Raw genomic sequence first — 16,734 nt, forward strand, 5'->3', positions numbered from 1 at the left:
CGGAACGGGCGTGCGAGAAGCCCGGAAGCGCGCAAGCGTCCCCCGATCATCAGGAGTCGTGCGTCAACGATGTACGCGATCGTCAAGACCGGCGGCAAGCAGTACAAGGTGGCCGTGGACGACGTCGTCACCGTCGAGAAGATCGACGGTGAGCCCGGCGCCGAGATCACGCTGCCCGCGGTGCTGCTCGTCGACGGCGACCAGGTGACCACCGACGTCAGCGGCCTGACCTCCGCGGTCACGGCCACCGTCGTCGAGCACACCAAGGGTCCGAAGATCCGGATCCACAAGTTCAAGAACAAGACCGGGTACCACAAGCGTCAGGGCCACCGTCAGCCGCTGACGAAGGTCCAGGTCACCGGCATCGGCAAGTAGAGGAGACGCAGCCATGGCTCACAAGAAGGGTGCGTCCAGCTCGCGCAACGGTCGCGACTCGAACGCCCAGTTCCTCGGCGTGAAGCGCTTCGGCGGCCAGACCGTCAAGGCCGGCGAGATCCTGATCCGCCAGCGCGGCACCGCCACCCACCCGGGTGTCGGCGTCGGCCGCGGCAAGGACGACACGCTGTTCGCGCTGATCGCAGGATCGGTGCAGTTCGGTCACCGTCGCGGCCGCAAGGTCGTCGACATCGTGCCGGCCGAGGTCTGAGACCCGCGCCGCACACCAGCACGCGCCGACGGCGGGTCAGCCCCCAGCGATGGGGGATGGCCCGCCGTTCGTCTGTTTCGATCGGTGAAGGCAGGAGCAAGCGATGTCCCGGTTCGTGGACCGCGTCGTGGTGCACGCAACCGCGGGCGCCGGCGGCAACGGGTGTGCCTCGGTGCACCGTGAGAAGTTCAAGCCGCTCGGCGGTCCGGACGGCGGCAACGGCGGCCGGGGCGGATCGATCGTGCTGGTCGTCGACACGGGAGTGCACACGCTCCTGGACTTCCACCACCACCCGCACCAGCGGGCCCGTGGCGGTACGCAGGGCCAGGGAGCGTTCAAGACCGGAGCGAACGCGCAGGACATGGAGCTGCGCGTACCGGACGGCACCGTCGTGTTCGACGACGACGGCGAGATCCTCGCCGACCTCGTCGGAGACGGCACGCGGTTCGTCGCCGCGCAGGGTGGTCGCGGCGGGCTCGGCAACGCGGCGCTGGCCTCCCCGGCGCGCAAGGCCCCCGGCTTCGCGCTGCTCGGCGAGCCCGGCGAGGAGCGCACGCTCACGCTCGAGCTGCGGTCGCTCGCCGACGTCGGCCTGCTCGGTTTCCCGTCGGCCGGCAAGTCGTCGCTGGTCTCGGTGCTGTCCGCGGCCCGTCCGAAGATCGCCGACTACCCGTTCACGACGCTCGTGCCGCAGCTCGGTGTCGTCAGCGCAGGCGACGAGACGTTCACCGTCGCGGACGTGCCCGGGCTGATCCCCGGGGCGTCCGACGGTCGCGGCCTCGGCCTGGAGTTCCTGCGCCACATCGAGCGGTGCTCGGTCCTCGTGCACGTCGTGGACTGCGCGACGTTCGAGACCGAGCGCGACCCGGTCGCCGACATCGAGGCGCTCGAGGCCGAGCTGGCCCGCTACACCCCAGCGCTCGGCGGGTCGCTCGACGACCGTCCGCGTCTGATCGCGCTGAACAAGATCGACGTTCCGGACGCCGCCGAGCTCGTCGAGATCGTGCGCGCCGACCTCGACGAGCGGTTCGGCTGGCCGATCTTCCCGATCTCCACGGCGAGCCGGGCCGGGCTGCGCGAGCTGTCGTTCGCGATGGGTGCGGCCGTCGCCGCGCACCGGGCGTCCGAAACCCCGCGCGAGGCGTCCCGCGTCGTGATCACGCCGAAGGCCGTCGGGGACAGCGGGTTCACGGTCGAGGTCGATCCGGAGGTCGACGGCGGGTTCGTCGTGCGCGGCGACCGTCCGGAGCGCTGGATCCGGCAGACGGCGTTCGACAACGACGAGGCCGTCGGGTACCTCGCCGACCGGCTCGCCCGCCTCGGTGTCGAGGAGGCGCTGGCGAAGGCCGGTGCCGTGCCCGGCTGCCCGGTGACGATCGGCGACATGACGTTCGACTGGGAGCCGAGCACCCCGGCCGGTGTCGCGATGACGATGTCCGGCCGCGGCACCGACACGCGGCTGGACGCCACCGACCGCATCGGCGCCGACCAGCGCAAGCGCGACCGGGCGTCCCGGCGGTCGCACCTGTCCGACGCCGAGCTCGCCGCGGGGGCGCGGTACGCGTCGGACCACGAGCTCGACGACCCCGAGCGATGAGCACCTCCTCCGACACCGGGTCGCCCCGGCAACGGATCGGGGCGGCCCGGCGGATCGTGGTCAAGGTCGGGTCGTCGTCGTTGACGAGCCTGTCCGGCGGTCTCGACCCGGCGCGCCTCGACGCACTCGTGGACGCGCTGATGGGCCGTCGCAAGAACGGCACGCAGATCGTGCTGGTGTCCTCCGGAGCGATCGCTGCCGGTCTCGCCCCGCTCGCACTGCGCCGCCGTCCGCGCGACCTGGCCACCCAGCAGGCCGCGGCCGCCGTCGGGCAGCTGCTGCTCGCACACGCCTACTCGGCGTCCTTCGCCCGCTACGACCAGGGCATCGGCCAGGTCCTGCTGACCGCCGACGACATGATCCGCCGCTCGCACTACCGCAACGCTCAGCGCACGCTGGAGCGCCTGCTCGGGCTCGGGTCGCTGCCGGTGGTGAACGAGAACGACACGGTCGCCACCGACGAGATCCGGGTCGGCGACAACGACCGGCTGGGAGCACTCGTCGCCCACATCGTCGGGGCGGACGCGCTCGTGCTGCTGTCCGACGTGGATGGTCTCTACGACGACGACCCGCGCCGCCCCGGCGCCCGCCTGCTGTCCGAGGTGGACGATCCGGCGGAGACGCTCGCCGAGGTGAGCGTGACCCGGGCCGGTTCCGGGCTGGGGACCGGCGGGATGGCGACGAAGGTGACGGCCGCAGCGATGGCGTCCGCGGCCGGGATCCCGGTGCTGCTGGCATCGTCGGAACACGCCGTCGAGGCGCTGTCCGACGAGCCCGGCGTGGGCACCGCGTTCCGCTCGTCGGGGCGCCGCATGTCGGCACGGCGGTTCTGGCTGCGGCACGCCGCGGACGTGCGGGGCGCGCTCGATCTCGACGACGGCGCCGTCGAGGCCGTCCGGAAGCGTCGGCGGTCCCTGCTGGCGGCCGGCGTCCACGGGATCTCCGGGGAGTTCCACGCCGGCGACGTCGTCGAGCTGCTCGGGCCGAACGGCCGGGTCGTCGGGCGCGGTGTGGTCAGCTACGACGCCGACGAGCTCCCGTCGATCATCGGCAGGCGCTCCCGGGACCTGCCGCCCGAGCAGCGGCGGGAGATCGTGCACGCCGACGACCTGGTTCTCCTGTAGGCGCCGCCCCGCTTGTCGCGGGACGGTCGTCCTCGGCAGGATGCGCCCCATGCCGGACGCCGTCGCCCGCGCCCGTGCCCACCTGGTCACGGAGCTGATGCGCGAGGGTCGGGTGCGCAGCGACCCGGTCGCCGAGGCACTGTCGACCGTGCCCCGACATCTGTTCCTGCCCGACCTCGAACCCGAGGACGCCTACGCGGACGAGGCCGTCCCGATCAAGATCGCCGACGGCGTCACGCTCAGCTCGGTGTCCCAGCCGTCGATGGTGGGGATCATGCTCGAGCAGCTGGGTGTCGAGCCGGGGGACCGGATCCTCGAGATCGGTGCCGGGGCGGGCTGGAACGCCGCGCTGCTGGCCCGCATCACCGGCCCCACCGGCACGGTGACGACCGTGGACATCGACGACGACCTCGTCGCCCGCACCCGGGAGAACCTCGCCGCCGCCGGTGTGTCCGGTGTGGACGCCCTGGTCGCCGACGGCGCGGTGGGTCACCCGCCGGGCGCCCCGTACGACCGGATCGAGCTGACCGTCGGGGCGACCGACATCCGTCCGGAGTGGGTCGACCAGCTGACCTCGGACGGTCGCCTCCTGCTACCGCTCGCGGTCCGCGGCAGCCAGCTGTCGATCGCGTTCGCGCGCACCGGCCCCCGGCGGCTGGAGTCGGTGTCGGTGCGCGGCTGCGCGTTCGTCCGCCTCCGTGGGGTGGGTGCCGGCGACTCCGGGACGGTCGCGCTCGGGACTCCCGGCTGGTCGGTCCAGCTGTCCGAGGCAAACTCGTGCGTGGACGATGCGCTCACCGGACCCGTCACGGCCGAGATCCCGTCCGGGTGCCCCGCGTCGGCCGCCGACGTGTGGGACGGGCTGGGACTCTGGTGCGCGATCGCCGACCCGGCCGTGTTCCGGCTCCTGGCCGAGGGGCCGGCAGCGGAGTCGACACTCGGCCGCTCGCTGCTCGGCTCGAGCGCCGGGCGGTTCGCCGTCGGGCTCGCGTGCGACGACGGCGTGGCCCTCCTCGTCAGCGACCCGGAGCGGACGATCCACGGCTTCGGCGACGGCGGTGCACGGGCCGCGACCCGCCTCGCCGCACTCGTCGACGGCTGGATCGCCGCGGGGCACCCGCAAGCTGCCGACCTGCGGATCGAGGCGGACGTCGGTCCGGGCTCCACAGGCGACACCCTTTCCGAGGCCACGACCGGGCCCGGCCTGGACACCGTCGTACACACGCAGTCGGCACGCCTGCGCATCCGCACACCGTGACAATCGCCGATCCCACCCCCACCTGTCCGGCTGCGCTTGTCCACCAGCCACCTGTCCGGCTGCGCTTGTCCGCCACCACTTATCCGGCTGCGTCTGCCCGGCTGCGTCTGCCCGGCATCACGGCCCGGGCGAGCTCGGCGCTACGTGCCGGGCTGGGTGAGTTCGGTGCTAGGTGTCGGGCTGGGTGAGTTCGGCGCCATCTGCCGGGCTGGGTGAGCTCGGCGCCACCTGCCCGGCCGCGCCTGCCCGGCCGCGCCTGCCCGGCCGAGAGGTGGCCCGCCTCTCCATGATCGGCGGGAGTGGCATGGACGCGCCACAGGCGGCGTGATCTGACCGGTTCTGCCGATCATGCTGGTCGCCGCGCGCCCGGGCCCGTCGCTGCATGCGGTGCGCCCGTCGAGGCTGGGTCATGATCGGCGGGAGTGGCACCAGGGCGCCACTGGTGGCGCGTTCCGACCAGTCCCGCTGATCATGCGGGGTCTGCCCCAGTCATGATCGGCGGGAGTGGCACTGAGGCGCCACGGATGGCGCGTTCCGACCAGTTCCGCTGATCATGACGGCGCCAACCTGTCGGGGCCGGCGCAGGGGGCGGCGCGGAGAGCGGCGCGGTCTCAGGCGGTCGCGCGCGGTTCCAACAGCACCAGGGGGATCTCCCGCTCGGTGCGGCGTTGGTAGCCGGCGTAGTTGCGGTAGCGCCCGGCGATCTGCGGCCACAGGCGTGCACGGGTCTCCGGGTCGGCGATGCGGGCGTGCATCGGTTCGCGGGCACCGCCCTTGACCGCCACCTCGACGTCCGGGCGGTCGCGCAGGTTGAGGAACCACGCCGGGTGCTGGTCGTCGCCGCCGCGCGACGCGACCACCACGTAGGCGTCGCCCTCGGTCAGCGGAGCCGTGAGCAGGACCGTGCGCGGCTCACCCGAGCGGCGGCCGGTCGTCGTCAGTTCCAGGACCGGCATCCCCATCGCGTCGTGACCGACCCGGCCACCGGTGACGGCGATGAGCACGCGGTGGGCGGCGTTCATTCCCTTGAGCACGAGGTCGTGGGGCATGACCCGACTCTAGTGCGGCCGAACGGCTCAGCCGTCGACGGCGAGCGTGAGCGGCAGCACCTCCGGAGCACCCGCCCGCCGCACCGCACGGGCCGCGACGGTCATCGTCCAGCCGGTGTCCAGGACGTCGTCGACGAGCAGCACCGGGCCGTCCACACCGGACAAATCCGGTAGCGCCGCCGTGTCCAGACCGCCCCACACCGCGGCCAGGCGTTGCGCCGAGTTCTCCCGCGCGCCCGGCTTCTCCCCGACGGGCGGCAGCGTGCCGAGCAGCGGAAGCCGGCCGATCTCGGCGATCCGCCGGGCCAGATGCTCGAGCTGGTGCGGCCGGGTGCGCGAGCCGATCCCGATCACGCCGACCGGGCGCCGCTCCCAGCCCCACCCGGCGAGCACCCGGACGACGGCGTCGAGCACGTCGGACGGGACCGGCACGTCGTCGGCCGGCCGGTCCTCGGAACCGAGCAGCTCACGCAGCCGTGTGCCCCAGCCGATGTCGGAGAGGCGGCCGATCGCGCGGCCGACGCCGGCGAGTTCGCCTGCCGCGATCTTCCCGGACACGTCGACCCCCAGCTCGGCCATCCCGCTGGGCCACATCTTGCGCGGCGGGACCTCGACGCCCGGGCGGGACAGTCGCTCGTCGGCGGCCGCCTCGCCGTCGGCGGACACGTCGTCGGACCAGACCGTGCCGGTGCACGTGTCGCAGCGGCCGCACGGCGTGGGATCCGGGTCGTCGAGCTGGCGGCGCAGGAACACCAGCCGGCACTCGTCGGTGGCGATGTAGTCCAGCATCGCCTGCTGCTCGGTCCTGCGGGCCTCGGCGACCCGGCGGTGGCGCTCGGCGTCGTAGTGCCAGTCGACGCCGGTGGCGATCCAGCCGCCCTTCACCCGCTTCGCCGCGCCGTCCGCGTCGAGCACCTTGAGCAGCATCTCCAGCCGGGTGCGCGACAGGTCGACGCGCGTCTCGATCGATGCGGTGGACAGCGGCTGGTCGGACAGCACGCCGAGCGTCTGGCGGACGAGCGGCTCCGGCGGGAACGCGAGCGAGGCGAAGTAGGCCCAGATGTCGCGGTCCTCGCGGCCCGGCAGCAGCACGACCTCGGCGCGTTCCAGCGCGCGACCGGCGCGGCCGATCTGCTGGTAGTAGGCGACCGGCGACGCCGGCGCCCCGAGATGGACCACGAACCCGAGGTCCGGCTTGTCGAAGCCCATGCCGAGCGCGCTCGTCGCGACCAGGGCCTTCACGCGGTTCCCCAGCAGGTCCGCCTCGGCGTCCAGACGTTCGTCCGGGGCGGTCTTCCCGGAGTACGACCGGACGGCGAACCCGCGCTCGGTGAGGAACTCCGCGACGTCCTCGGCCGCCTGCACGGTCAGCGTGTAGACGATCCCGGCGCCGGGCATCTCGTCGAGCTTGGACGCGAGCCACGCCAGCCTGCGCGCGGGCGTCGGCAACGGCACGACGGCGAGCCGCAGACTCTCCCGGTCCAGGGACCCGCGCAGCACCAGGGTCTGCTCGCCGGTGCCGAGATCCAGCTGCTCGGACACGTCGGTGACCACACGGTCGTTCGCCGTCGCCGTCGTCGCCAGCACCGGGATCCCGGACGGCAGCTCGACGATCAGCGTGCGCAGGCGCCGGTAGTCCGGCCGGAAGTCGTGCCCCCAGTCGGAGACGCAGTGCGCCTCGTCCACGACGAGCATGCCCGCGCTCGCCGCGAGCTTCGGCAGCACGCGGTCCCGGAAGTCCGGGTTGTTCAGCCTCTCCGGGCTGACGAGCAGGACGTCCACGTCACCGTTCTCGATGTCGGCGTAGACCGCGTCCCACTCGTCGTTGTTCGCCGAGTTCACCGTGACCGCGACGATCCCGGCACGGATCGCGGCGTCGATCTGGTTGCGCATCAGGGCCAGCAGCGGCGACACGATCACCGTCGGTCCGGCGCCCTGCTCCCGCAGCAACGCCGTGGCCACGAAGTACACGGCCGACTTGCCCCACCCGGTGCGCTGCACGACGAGCGCGCGCCGGTGCTGCGCGACCAGCGCCTCGATCGCCGTCCACTGGTCCTCACGGAGCCGGGCGTCCTCACCCGCGAGGGTGGACAGCACCTCTTCGGCACGGGCACGGAGGTCCTGCTCGGTGGTCGTCACGGATCCCATGGTGGACCCGACCCCCGACAGTTCCCCGGCCGGAGCCCGGTGATCGGCGGAATCGGTCCCGATCGCGCCACGGATGGCGCGGATCGGCCGATCCCACCGATCATCGGCCCGAGAGGGCCTGTGACTCGGGTCACCGGCAGCGGCCGGCGGTGCGGCACACCGGGGGTCGACCGTGCAGGATGATCCGCGTGAGTGCCCCGCAGAAGCCGCAGTTCGGCTCCGTCGACGACGTCGCGGAGCGGCTCGCCCAGGTCGGCTACCTCGCCTCGACCGGCGTCGCGACCACCGTCTACCTGGCCGACAAGCTCGGCAAGCCGCTGCTGGTCGAGGGACCGGCCGGCGTCGGCAAGACGGAGCTGGCGAAGGCCGTCGCCGAGGCCACCGGCTCCGGGCTGGTGCGCCTGCAGTGCTACGAGGGCATCGATGAGGCCCGCGCGCTGTACGAGTGGAACCACGCCAAGCAGCTCCTGCGGATCACGGCCGGTCAGGGCCAGGAGAACTGGGACGCCACCCGCGACGACGTGTTCTCCGAGGAGTTCCTGCTCCCGCGCCCGCTGCTGACCGCGATCCGGCGCGAGGACCCGACCGTGCTGCTCGTCGACGAGATCGACAAGGCGGACGTGGAGGTCGAGGGACTCCTGCTGGAGGTGCTGTCCGACTACCAGGTCTCGATCCCGGAGATGGGCACGGTGACGGCGACGCGCACGCCGTTCGTGCTGCTCACGTCGAACTCCACGCGCGAGCTCTCCGAGGCGCTCAAGCGGCGCTGCCTGTTCCTGCACCTGGACTTCCCGGACGCCGACCTGGAACGCCGGATCGTGCTCACCCGCGTCCCGGAGCTCACCGAGGCGCTCACCGATGCGCTCGTCCGGACCGTCCGCGTGCTGCGCGCCATGGAGCTGCGCAAGGTGCCGAGTGTCGCCGAGACGATCGACTGGGGCCGGACGCTGCTAGCGCTCGGGCTGGACACGCTCGACGACGACACCGTGCGCGCCACCCTGGGCGTCGTGCTCAAGCACCAGTCCGACGCCGAGAAGGCGGCCGCGGAGCTGCGGCTGAACTAGGTTTCCCGACGGACGTGATGCCCGCGGCGTTCCCGGGGCACGGCAACCCGACGAACGCCATGTCCGACGACCGCCGCACGGCGGCGTGGCGGGCGTTCGGCGAGTCCGTGCCGCGACTACGGGCGATCCTTGTCATGTCCGCGCACTGGTACGTCGGCGCCACGGCGCTGACCACGATGCCGCGACCGCGCGCGATCCACGACTTCTTCGGGTCCCGCAGGAGCTGCTCGACGACGAGTACCCGGCTCGGTGAGGTGCCGCACCCCTCCGCGAGGTGCCGCACCCTCCGCCGGCGTGCCGCACCGGTTGCAGCGGGTGCGGCACGCCGACACGGGGTGCGTGAGGGGCGGCGGCGAGAACGACCGTTCCGACGCGGGGTGATCCGCACGTGTGGAGCTGGGCGTTCGGTCGGCGGACGTCCAGCTCCCCAACCGTCGACCATCGCACCGGGGCGATGCGACGGGGTGATCACCGGTCCGGCGCGGATCGGTGCCGTGGTGGCGCGGATCCGCGCCGGCACGTCGATCCCCGGGTCCGCGCCGGCACGCGAACGCCCGGGTCAGTGCCGGCACGCGAACGCCTGGATCCGTGCCGGCACGCGAACGCCTGGATCCGCGCCGGCACGCGAACGCCTGGATCCGCGCCGGCACGTCGATCCCCGGATCCGCGCCGGCACGTGAACCCCCGGATCCGCGCCGGAACGTCGGTCATGGCGGGACGGGACGCGAACGGGAGCCCGGCCCGCCGGTGATCGGCAGTCGGGCGCGGATGTGCGCCGTGGGCGGCGCGCATGCGCACCGGATCACCGATCATGCAGCGGCGTCGGCCGGCCGAACATGCACGAGGGCCGCTGGTCGGCGTGGCGAGGTTCGACGTCGGCCCCGCGGTCACCGACGCCCGATGATCCGCACCCGTGGAGCCGGGCGTTCGATCGTCGAACGTCGTGCTCCACGACTGAGGATCATCGCTGCTCAGGGCCGGCGGTCACGGCACCCGGGATCAGTCCTCGCCGGTGAGGAGGGCCGGACCCCGGTAGAGCCCGTCCGGGCACCTCGGCCGCGAGCCACCCAGCAGGTCGGCGGCCGAGGCGCGGGACAGGTTCGCCGCCCGCCACCCGTCCGCGGCCGCCCGGTCCAGCGACGGCGGCAGACCGGTCAACGCGCAGGACCGGATCGGCTCCGGCAGTGTCGCGAGCACCGGTGCGGCGTCCGCGGACAGCTCGCCGAGGGTGGAGACGTCGATCTTCCCGGTCTCCCTCCACCGCTCGACGTTCTGTGACGCGACGAGACGGTCCGGGTTGAGCACCGCCAGCACCAGCAGCGTCAGCATCCCGGCCGCGACCACACCGCGGGTCGGCCGGTCCGGACGCAGCCGCAGCACCGACACCAGCATGATCACGAACCCGGCGGCGAGCCACACCTCCGTCGCGGCCACCACGAGCCGCAGCGAGGTCAGTCCGTAGGCCTGCTGGTAGAGCCACATCCGGTAGAGCGCCGAGCCGACCACGACCAGCGTCAGCGCGACCAGCCCGCCGAGCAGCAGCCGGACCCGGAGCCGATCGCCCGGCGTGCGCAGCGGCGTCCAGCGCAGCCCGGCCACGACGACGGCCATGGTCAACGCGGACACGGCCAGCAGCTGCCAGAACCCGCCGCGGGCGTACTCGGCGTAGGTGAGCCCGGTCGTCGTCCGGATGTGCTCGTCGGAACCGAACAGCGTGGACAGCGTCGTCACCACGTACGCGGCGAACAGCGCGACGAGCAGCCCGATCGGCAGCGCCCACTCCACGCCGCGCAGCGGGGAGGGCCGGGCCGGGCCGAGCGGCGGCACAGTCCGCGCCGCGACCAGGACGGCCGCGGCGAGCACGACGGCGGCCCCGAGCGCGAAGTACACGATCCGTGCGACGGCGTACGACCCGTCGAAGCGGGGGACGAGCGCGTCCAGCAGGGCACCGAACGCCGGGTCCGCACCGGCCAGCAGCGGCGCGAACACGACCAGCAGCGCGACCCCCGCCAGCAACGACATACCGAGCCGCGGCAGGCCCGCGACGCCGCGCAGCCCACCCAGACCGCGGGCCGCCCACGCCGCGCCGCGCACCATCGCGAACGGGACGGCGAGCATCCCGCCGACGACCGAGCGCGACGACCGCCCCACGACACCGAGCGATCCCGCCGCGACCGCCGCCGCCAGGCACAGCAGGGCCAGCCACGGCGCGTCGCGCACCGACGGCACGACGGCCAGCGCGACGGCCACGGGGATCCAGCCGGACTCGGCGACGGCCACCCGGCGCGGCAGCAGCGCCCCGACGGCCCGCTGCGGGCGCCACCCGACGACTGGCATCGCGACGGCGACGGCCAGCGCCGCGAGCGTCCAGCCCACCCCGGAGACCGTGCCGCTCAGCGTGAGGGCCAGCACGGCGCCGACCACGGCCGCGGTGACGAGCACCCGGACGGGAACCGGTCCGGCCGGCAGCCACGGCCTGCCGGCGGGAGTCAACCCGGCCGTCGGGCCGCCCGGAAGAGCGAGGAGTCCGGCTCCGTTCCCCGCAGAGCGGAAGCTCGGACCGGCCGCGCCACCTGCACCGGCTCCGATGCCCGCACCGGCTCCGACGCCTGCGCCGGCCGCGCCGTCTGCACCGGCCGCGCCGCCTGGACCGGTCGCGCCGCATGCACCGACCGCACCGGTCGCGCCGTCTGGATCAGCCGGGCCGTCTGGACCGGCCGGGCCGCCTGGAACGGCTGCGCTACCTATACCGGCCGGGCCGTCTGCGCCGGCCGGGCCGTCTGCGGCGGTCGCGCTACCTGTACCGGCCGGGCCGTCTGCGCCGGCCGGGCCGTCTGCGGCGGTCGCGCTACCTGTACCGGCCGTGCCGTCTGCGCCGGCCGTGCCGTCTGCGCCGGCCGTGCCGTCTGCGGCGGTCGCGCCATCTGTACCGGCCGTGCCGTCTGCGCCGGCCGTGCCGTCTGCGGCGGTCGCGCCATCTGTACCGGCCGTGCCGTCTGCGCCGGCCGTGCCGTCTGCGCCGGCCGTGCCGCCTGCGGCGGTCGCGCCGCCTGGACCGGCCGTGCCGCCTGCACCGGTCGCGCCGCCTGGACCGGCCGCGCCGCCTGCACCGGCCGTGCCGCCTGCACCGGTCGCGCCGCCTGCACCGGCCGTGCCGCCTGGACCGGCCGTGCCGCCTGAACCGGCCGTGCCGCCTGGACCGGTCGCGCCGTCTGGATCGGCCGGGCCGTCTGTACTGGTCGCGCTGTCTGTACCGACCGTGCCGGTCGCGCCGCCTGCACCGGCGGCGGTCGATCGTCGGCGGATCCCGACCGCCGCCTCGATGCAGGCGGGCCGTGCGACGGAGCCGATCCGCGCGGGTTCGGCACCGGCCCGCACACCGGGCGTACCCGCGGTTCCGGTGTCCGGCCCGGGGGTCACCGCGACCGACCCGCTGCCGGTATCCGGTCCGGGGGCCACCACACCGAGCCCGGCGCCGGTGTGCGCGCCGGCGGATCCGGCGGCGCCGTCGGTGTCCCGGGACGTGGTCGCCGCGGGGCCCTCGGTGTCCCGGGAGCCGTTCCCGGCCGGGTCGGTACGCGACGTGCCGGCACTCACGACGCCTCCGGGAGCGTCACGCGGATCCGGCACCCCGGGCCGTCGCCGGACGAGCCGGAGCCGGACGCGGACGGCGGGTCCACCACCCGGATCCGCCCGCCGTGCAGCTCGACCGCCCACCGGGCGATGGACAGCCCGAGACCGGTCCCGCCGCCCGCCGCCCGCTCCCCGCGGGTGAACCGGTGGAACACGGTGTCCCGGTCCGCCTCGTCGATCCCCGGACCATCGTCCGTCACGTCGATCACGAGCTCCCCCTGTGCCCGTCGCGCGTGCAGCACGACCTCGGTCCCGCCCGGCGCGTGCCGGGCGGCGTTGTCCAGCAGGTTCACCAGCACCTGGTGCAGGCGGGCGCGGTCGGCGCGCGCCGTCGCGTCCGGCGGGTCGACCTCGACCCGGAACGCGATCCGCCGCCCGGCCACCCGGGCACCGACCGCGACCTCGGCGACCGCGGCCCCGGCGAGCTCGTGCACCGGCACGTCGTCGACGTCCAGCGCCTGCGCCCCGGCGTCCACACGGGACAGATCGAGCAGCTCGGCGACCAGGCGACCGAGCCGCTCGGTCTGGGCCAGTGCGGTGCGCAGCGTCTCCGGATCCGGTTCGACGACGCCGTCGACGACGTTCTCGAGCTCGGCCTGCAGCACGGCGATGGGTGTCCGCAGCTCGTGCGACACGTTCGCGACGAGCTCGCGGCGCGCCCGGTCCGCGGTGTCCAGGTCGGCGGCCATCCGGTTGAACGCCTCGGCGAGCCTGCCGACCTCGTCGCGCGAGGTGGCCCGCACCCGTCGCGAGTAGTCGCCGCGGGCCATCAGGTCGGCGGCCTCGGTCATCTCCCGCAGCGGCCGGGTCATCCCGTTCGCCAGCACCAGCGCCGACCCGAGCACGATCGCGACCGTCACCAGCACGACCGACGCGGGCGGCAGCCAGCGGTAGGTGTTCCACAGGTAGGCGATCCCGAGCACGCCGGAGCCCAGCAGCAGCAGGCACAGCTTGACCTTGATCGACGAGATCGGGTCGAGCGGCCGGGGCAGCGTCCTCTGCAGCGCAGCGATCACCGGGGCACCTCCAGCGCGTAGCCGACGCCGTGCACGGTCCGGATCAGGTCGGCGCCGAGCTTGCGCCGCAACGCCTTCACGTGGCTGTCCACGGTCCTGGTGGTCGGCGCGCCCGGTCCGGTGGTCCAGCCCCACACCCGTTGCAGCAGGACCTCGCGGGCGTGCACCTCGCGCGGGCGCCCGGCCAGGGCCGTCAGCAGGTCGAACTCCAGCGGTGTGAGGTGGGCGGGCTCCCCGGCCATGGACACCCGTCGCGCGGCGTGGTCGATCTCCAGCTCCCCGAGCAGGACCGGCGCGGAGGGGTCCGGTGTGGACGGAGCCGACCGCTCCACCCTGCGCAGCAGGGCGTGTACCCGCGCGGCGAGCTCACGTGGCGAGAACGGCTTGGTCATGTAGTCGTCGGCGCCGACGCCGAGGCCGACCAGCATGTCCGTCTCGTCGTCGCGCGCGGTGAGCATCAGGACCGGCACCGGGCGGACGGCCTGGATCCGGCGGCAGACCTCGAGCCCGTCGAACCCGGGGAGCATCACGTCGAGCACGACCAGGTCGGGCGGCTCGTCGGCGGCGTGCGACACGGCCGCCGGTCCGTCGTGCGCGACGTCCACGACGAAGCCCTCCGCTCGTAACCGGGCGGCGACCGAGGCGGCGATCGACGGCTCGTCGTCGACGACCAGCACCCGTCGTGCCGGTGTGTCCGGGGTCATGGCGGCAGCGTAGGAGCCGGATGTGTGCCGCGGGCGGAGTCGCTGTGAAGGTTCTGTGCAGACCGTCCCCGTCCCGCGGGACGGCCGTGTGATCGGGCGCGGTGTCACCGGCTCCCGCCGAGTGCGGTCGCGCGGTACGTCGGCGTGAAGGTCGTCCGGAGCGTCCGATTCGCCGACTCGCCGCAACCATGCTGCCGCTCTGCGTGACCGCCTCGGAGGTTGCCCACTCGAACGGGTGAACATCGACGCTGTGCGCGGGGGATCTGCAATCGGCCCTCTGCGGACAGTAACCGTGCCGCGGGCGGCCGCGTTGGCCTCGTGACAGACCTGTCGTCGAATAAGGAGTGACACGATGCGACGTGACCTCGCGAGCCGCGCGGTTCTGATTGCCGCCGGCGTGGGGACCGCGCTCGGTGCCGGTGCCGGACTGGCCAACGCTGCGCCGCTGGAGCAGGACCTCCAGCAGGGCCCGGACGGTCAGAACGCGTTCGACCAGTCCCTGCCCACCGACGCCCTGACCGGCGCGGTGCCGCAGGCCCCGAACCTGTCCGTGACCGACGGCCTGGCCAACACCCAGGCGCTGCCGACGGCCGGCCTCCCGGTCTCCGCCGACGCGCTCACCGGGCTGGCCGGCAACGGCCTGCTGTCCGACCTGGGCTCCAACGGCGGCAACGTCGACCAGGGCGCCACCGACCAGGCCACGCCGGCCACCGACCAGGCGCAGCGGACCGCCGACACCGGATCGGACTCCGGCTCGGACAGCTGATCTCCCGAGCCCGGTGTGGTCGGCCCCGGCGGATTCGACAGCGTCGTCGAACCGCCGCGTGGCCGATCGCTCCCCGCCGGGCGACGGACCAGGTCGGCCCCGACCGGCCGTCCCCTCCGGAGCGCCGGACCGATCACGGTCCGGCGCTCCGGTGTGTCCGGCCACGATCGGTACTCGAACGCCCGCTGTGGCGCGCGACGCACCTGACGGCGCACGAGTCCCGCGCCCGGCCACGGGTTGGCCCACGGGTGAACCGCGACGCATGATGAGGACATGACCGCACCGACCGGCTCGCCCCGGGCCTCCGAGCACGGCCTGCCCGGCCACCTCGTCGGGTTCGTCGCCGCGTTGCGGACCGCGGGCGTCGCGGTCGGGCCGGGCGAGACCGTCGACGCCGCCGAGGTGCTCGGCGCGGTGGACCTGCTGCGGCGCGACCATCTCCGGGAGGGCCTCGCGGCCGCGCTGCTGCGGCGCTCCGGCCAGCGCGACACGTTCGACGCGCTGTTCGACCTGTGGTTCCCACCCGTGATCGGTGCCGGGGCGTCCGAGGTGGACGTTCCGAGGATCGACGACGGCGAGAACGGCGACGGGAACGGTCCGGTCGACGTCGACGCGCTGCGCGAGATCCTCGCCGATCTGCTGCGCGACGGCGACGAGGAGACGCTGCGCGACCTCGCCCGCGCCGCCGTCGACGCCATGGGCACGTCCGGTGCGGCCGGGCAGGGCGTGCGCGGTCAGGCCGCCCGTCCGAACTGGTCGGCCTACCAGGCGCTGAACGCGCTGTCCCCGGACACGCTGCTGGCCAAGATCCTCGACGGGCTCAAGCAGGAGGGCGAGTCGGACTTCGTCTCCGAGGTGCGCCGCCGCGAGATCCGGGACCGGATCGCCCGCTTCCGCCAGATGATCCGCGACGAGGTGCGCCGCCGCACCGCCGAGCAGCGCGGTCGCGACCAGGTCGCCCGCTCGTCGGTGCCGAAGCAGACCGAGCAGATCGAGTTCCTCACCGCCTACGCCGACCAGCTGTCCCAGCTGCGGCGCACCGTGCACCCGCTGGCCCGCCGGCTCGCCTCCCGCCTGGCGGTGCGGCGCAAGCGGTCCAAGCGCGGGCAGCTGGACATGCGGCGCACGCTGCGCCGGTCGATGTCCACCGGCGGCGTGCCGATGAACCCGGCCTACCGCACGCGCCGTCCGGGCCGCCCGGAGCTGGTGATCCTCTGCGACGTGTCGGGCTCGGTCGCCGGCTTCAGCCACTTCACGCTGCTGCTCGTCCAGGCGCTGCGCGAGCAGTTCTCCAAGGTGCGGGTGTTCGCGTTCGTCGAGTGCACCGACGAGGTGACGCACCTGTTCGCGCCAGGGGCGGAGCTCTCCGGCGTCATGCAGCGGGTGCTGCGCGAGGCGAAGCTGACCGCGTTCGACGGGCACTCCGACTACGGCAACGCGCTCGGCGGGTTCGCCGAGCACTGGGGCTCCACGGTCACGTCGAAGACGTCTCTGTTGATCCTCGGCGACGGGCGCACGAACTACCGCGACCCGAACCTGCGCGTCCTCAAACGGCTCGCCGGGCAGGCGCGGCACGCGCACTGGCTGAACCCGGAGCCGCGACGGCAGTGGGGCAGCGGTGACTCGGCCGCGCTGCGCTACGCCGACGTGCTGCCGATGCACGAGTGCCGCACGGTCGGCCAGCTCACCGACGTGGTGGAGGGCCTGCTCCCCGTGTGATCGAGGCGAT

Annotated in this window: 13 protein-coding genes; 8 read left to right on the plus strand and 5 right to left on the minus strand. The window is 74.0% G+C overall.

Annotation, left to right across the window (positions count from 1 at the left end; translation table 11 throughout):
* The first annotated feature begins 69 nt into the window (after positions 1 to 69).
* From rplU to EV378_RS24960, 5 genes are all read left to right on the plus strand, one after another.
* Positions 70 to 375 carry a 50S ribosomal protein L21 gene (rplU, locus tag EV378_RS24940; protein WP_132429848.1) on the plus strand — a complete coding sequence of 102 codons (306 nt, stop codon included), beginning with the start codon at positions 70 to 72 and terminating at the stop codon, positions 373 to 375.
* 13 nt (positions 376 to 388) lie between these two features.
* A complete protein-coding gene (rpmA, locus tag EV378_RS24945; protein ID WP_132429849.1) occupies positions 389 to 646 on the plus strand; it encodes a 50S ribosomal protein L27 in 258 nt (85 codons plus the stop codon).
* Between the two features lie 103 nt (positions 647 to 749).
* Positions 750 to 2,243 carry a GTPase ObgE gene (gene obgE, locus EV378_RS24950; protein ID WP_132429850.1) on the plus strand — a complete coding sequence of 498 codons (1,494 nt, stop codon included), beginning with the start codon at positions 750 to 752 and terminating at the stop codon, positions 2,241 to 2,243.
* Positions 2,240 to 3,367, plus strand: coding sequence for a glutamate 5-kinase (gene proB, locus EV378_RS24955; protein ID WP_132429851.1), 1,128 nt, complete (start codon positions 2,240 to 2,242; stop codon positions 3,365 to 3,367). The genes obgE and proB overlap by 4 nt, the downstream gene beginning before the upstream one ends.
* Positions 3,368 to 3,416: 49 nt before the next feature.
* Positions 3,417 to 4,625 (plus strand): methyltransferase domain-containing protein, encoded by a 1,209-nt coding sequence (locus tag EV378_RS24960; protein WP_165922470.1) that lies wholly within the window; start codon positions 3,417 to 3,419, stop codon positions 4,623 to 4,625.
* Positions 4,626 to 5,236: 611 nt separating this feature from the next.
* On the opposite strand, the gene EV378_RS24965 is transcribed toward EV378_RS24960, so the two are convergent.
* On the minus strand, positions 5,237 to 5,674 hold the full coding sequence (locus EV378_RS24965) for a nitroreductase/quinone reductase family protein (RefSeq protein WP_132429853.1): 438 nt from the start codon (positions 5,672 to 5,674) through the stop codon (positions 5,237 to 5,239).
* 27 nt (positions 5,675 to 5,701) lie between these two features.
* Positions 5,702 to 7,822: a RecQ family ATP-dependent DNA helicase gene (locus EV378_RS24970; protein WP_132429854.1), complete on the minus strand. Its 2,121-nt coding sequence runs from the start codon at positions 7,820 to 7,822 to the stop codon at positions 5,702 to 5,704.
* Between the two features lie 179 nt (positions 7,823 to 8,001).
* Here EV378_RS24970 and EV378_RS24975 point away from each other — a divergent pair, with 179 nt between their 5' ends.
* Positions 8,002 to 8,886 (plus strand): AAA family ATPase, encoded by an 885-nt coding sequence (locus EV378_RS24975; protein WP_132429855.1) that lies wholly within the window; start codon positions 8,002 to 8,004, stop codon positions 8,884 to 8,886.
* A gap of 999 nt (positions 8,887 to 9,885) precedes the next feature.
* Here the strand turns inward: EV378_RS24975 and EV378_RS24985 are convergent.
* From EV378_RS24985 to EV378_RS24995, 3 genes are all read right to left on the minus strand, one after another.
* Positions 9,886 to 11,328 (minus strand): DUF4153 domain-containing protein, encoded by a 1,443-nt coding sequence (locus tag EV378_RS24985; RefSeq protein WP_132429856.1) that lies wholly within the window; start codon positions 11,326 to 11,328, stop codon positions 9,886 to 9,888.
* 1,151 nt (positions 11,329 to 12,479) lie between these two features.
* On the minus strand, positions 12,480 to 13,535 hold the full coding sequence (locus tag EV378_RS24990) for a sensor histidine kinase (RefSeq protein WP_132429857.1): 1,056 nt from the start codon (positions 13,533 to 13,535) through the stop codon (positions 12,480 to 12,482).
* Positions 13,532 to 14,239: a response regulator transcription factor gene (locus EV378_RS24995; RefSeq protein WP_132429858.1), complete on the minus strand. Its 708-nt coding sequence runs from the start codon at positions 14,237 to 14,239 to the stop codon at positions 13,532 to 13,534. Before EV378_RS24995 ends, EV378_RS24990 begins: the two co-directional genes overlap by 4 nt.
* A 352-nt stretch (positions 14,240 to 14,591) precedes the next feature.
* Here EV378_RS24995 and EV378_RS25000 point away from each other — a divergent pair, with 352 nt between their 5' ends.
* Both EV378_RS25000 and EV378_RS25005 read left to right on the plus strand, forming a co-directional pair.
* Positions 14,592 to 15,005, plus strand: a complete 414-nt coding sequence (locus EV378_RS25000) for a hypothetical protein (RefSeq protein ID WP_132429859.1) — start codon at positions 14,592 to 14,594, stop codon at positions 15,003 to 15,005.
* Between the two features lie 273 nt (positions 15,006 to 15,278).
* On the plus strand, positions 15,279 to 16,724 hold the full coding sequence (locus EV378_RS25005) for a vWA domain-containing protein (RefSeq protein ID WP_132429860.1): 1,446 nt from the start codon (positions 15,279 to 15,281) through the stop codon (positions 16,722 to 16,724).
* The last annotated feature ends 10 nt before the right edge of the window (positions 16,725 to 16,734 follow it).

This window comes from Pseudonocardia endophytica, assembly GCF_004339565.1.
In the GTDB taxonomy this organism is placed as follows: Bacteria; Actinomycetota; Actinomycetes; order Mycobacteriales; family Pseudonocardiaceae; genus Pseudonocardia; species Pseudonocardia endophytica.

Coding starts and splice junctions, on each gene's coding strand:
- rplU (WP_132429848.1), top strand. CDS start 70: ATGTACGCGATCGTCAAGACCGGCGGCAAGCAGTACAAGGTGGCCGTG.
- EV378_RS25005 (WP_132429860.1), top strand. CDS start 15,279: ATGACCGCACCGACCGGCTCGCCCCGGGCCTCCGAGCACGGCCTGCCC.
- EV378_RS24960 (WP_165922470.1), top strand. CDS start 3,417: ATGCCGGACGCCGTCGCCCGCGCCCGTGCCCACCTGGTCACGGAGCTG.
- EV378_RS24970 (WP_132429854.1), bottom strand. CDS start 7,822: ATGGGATCCGTGACGACCACCGAGCAGGACCTCCGTGCCCGTGCCGAA.
- EV378_RS24975 (WP_132429855.1), top strand. CDS start 8,002: ATGATCCGCGTGAGTGCCCCGCAGAAGCCGCAGTTCGGCTCCGTCGAC.
- EV378_RS24995 (WP_132429858.1), bottom strand. CDS start 14,239: ATGACCCCGGACACACCGGCACGACGGGTGCTGGTCGTCGACGACGAG.
- EV378_RS25000 (WP_132429859.1), top strand. CDS start 14,592: ATGCGACGTGACCTCGCGAGCCGCGCGGTTCTGATTGCCGCCGGCGTG.
- rpmA (WP_132429849.1), top strand. CDS start 389: ATGGCTCACAAGAAGGGTGCGTCCAGCTCGCGCAACGGTCGCGACTCG.
- proB (WP_132429851.1), top strand. CDS start 2,240: ATGAGCACCTCCTCCGACACCGGGTCGCCCCGGCAACGGATCGGGGCG.
- obgE (WP_132429850.1), top strand. CDS start 750: ATGTCCCGGTTCGTGGACCGCGTCGTGGTGCACGCAACCGCGGGCGCC.
- EV378_RS24965 (WP_132429853.1), bottom strand. CDS start 5,674: ATGCCCCACGACCTCGTGCTCAAGGGAATGAACGCCGCCCACCGCGTG.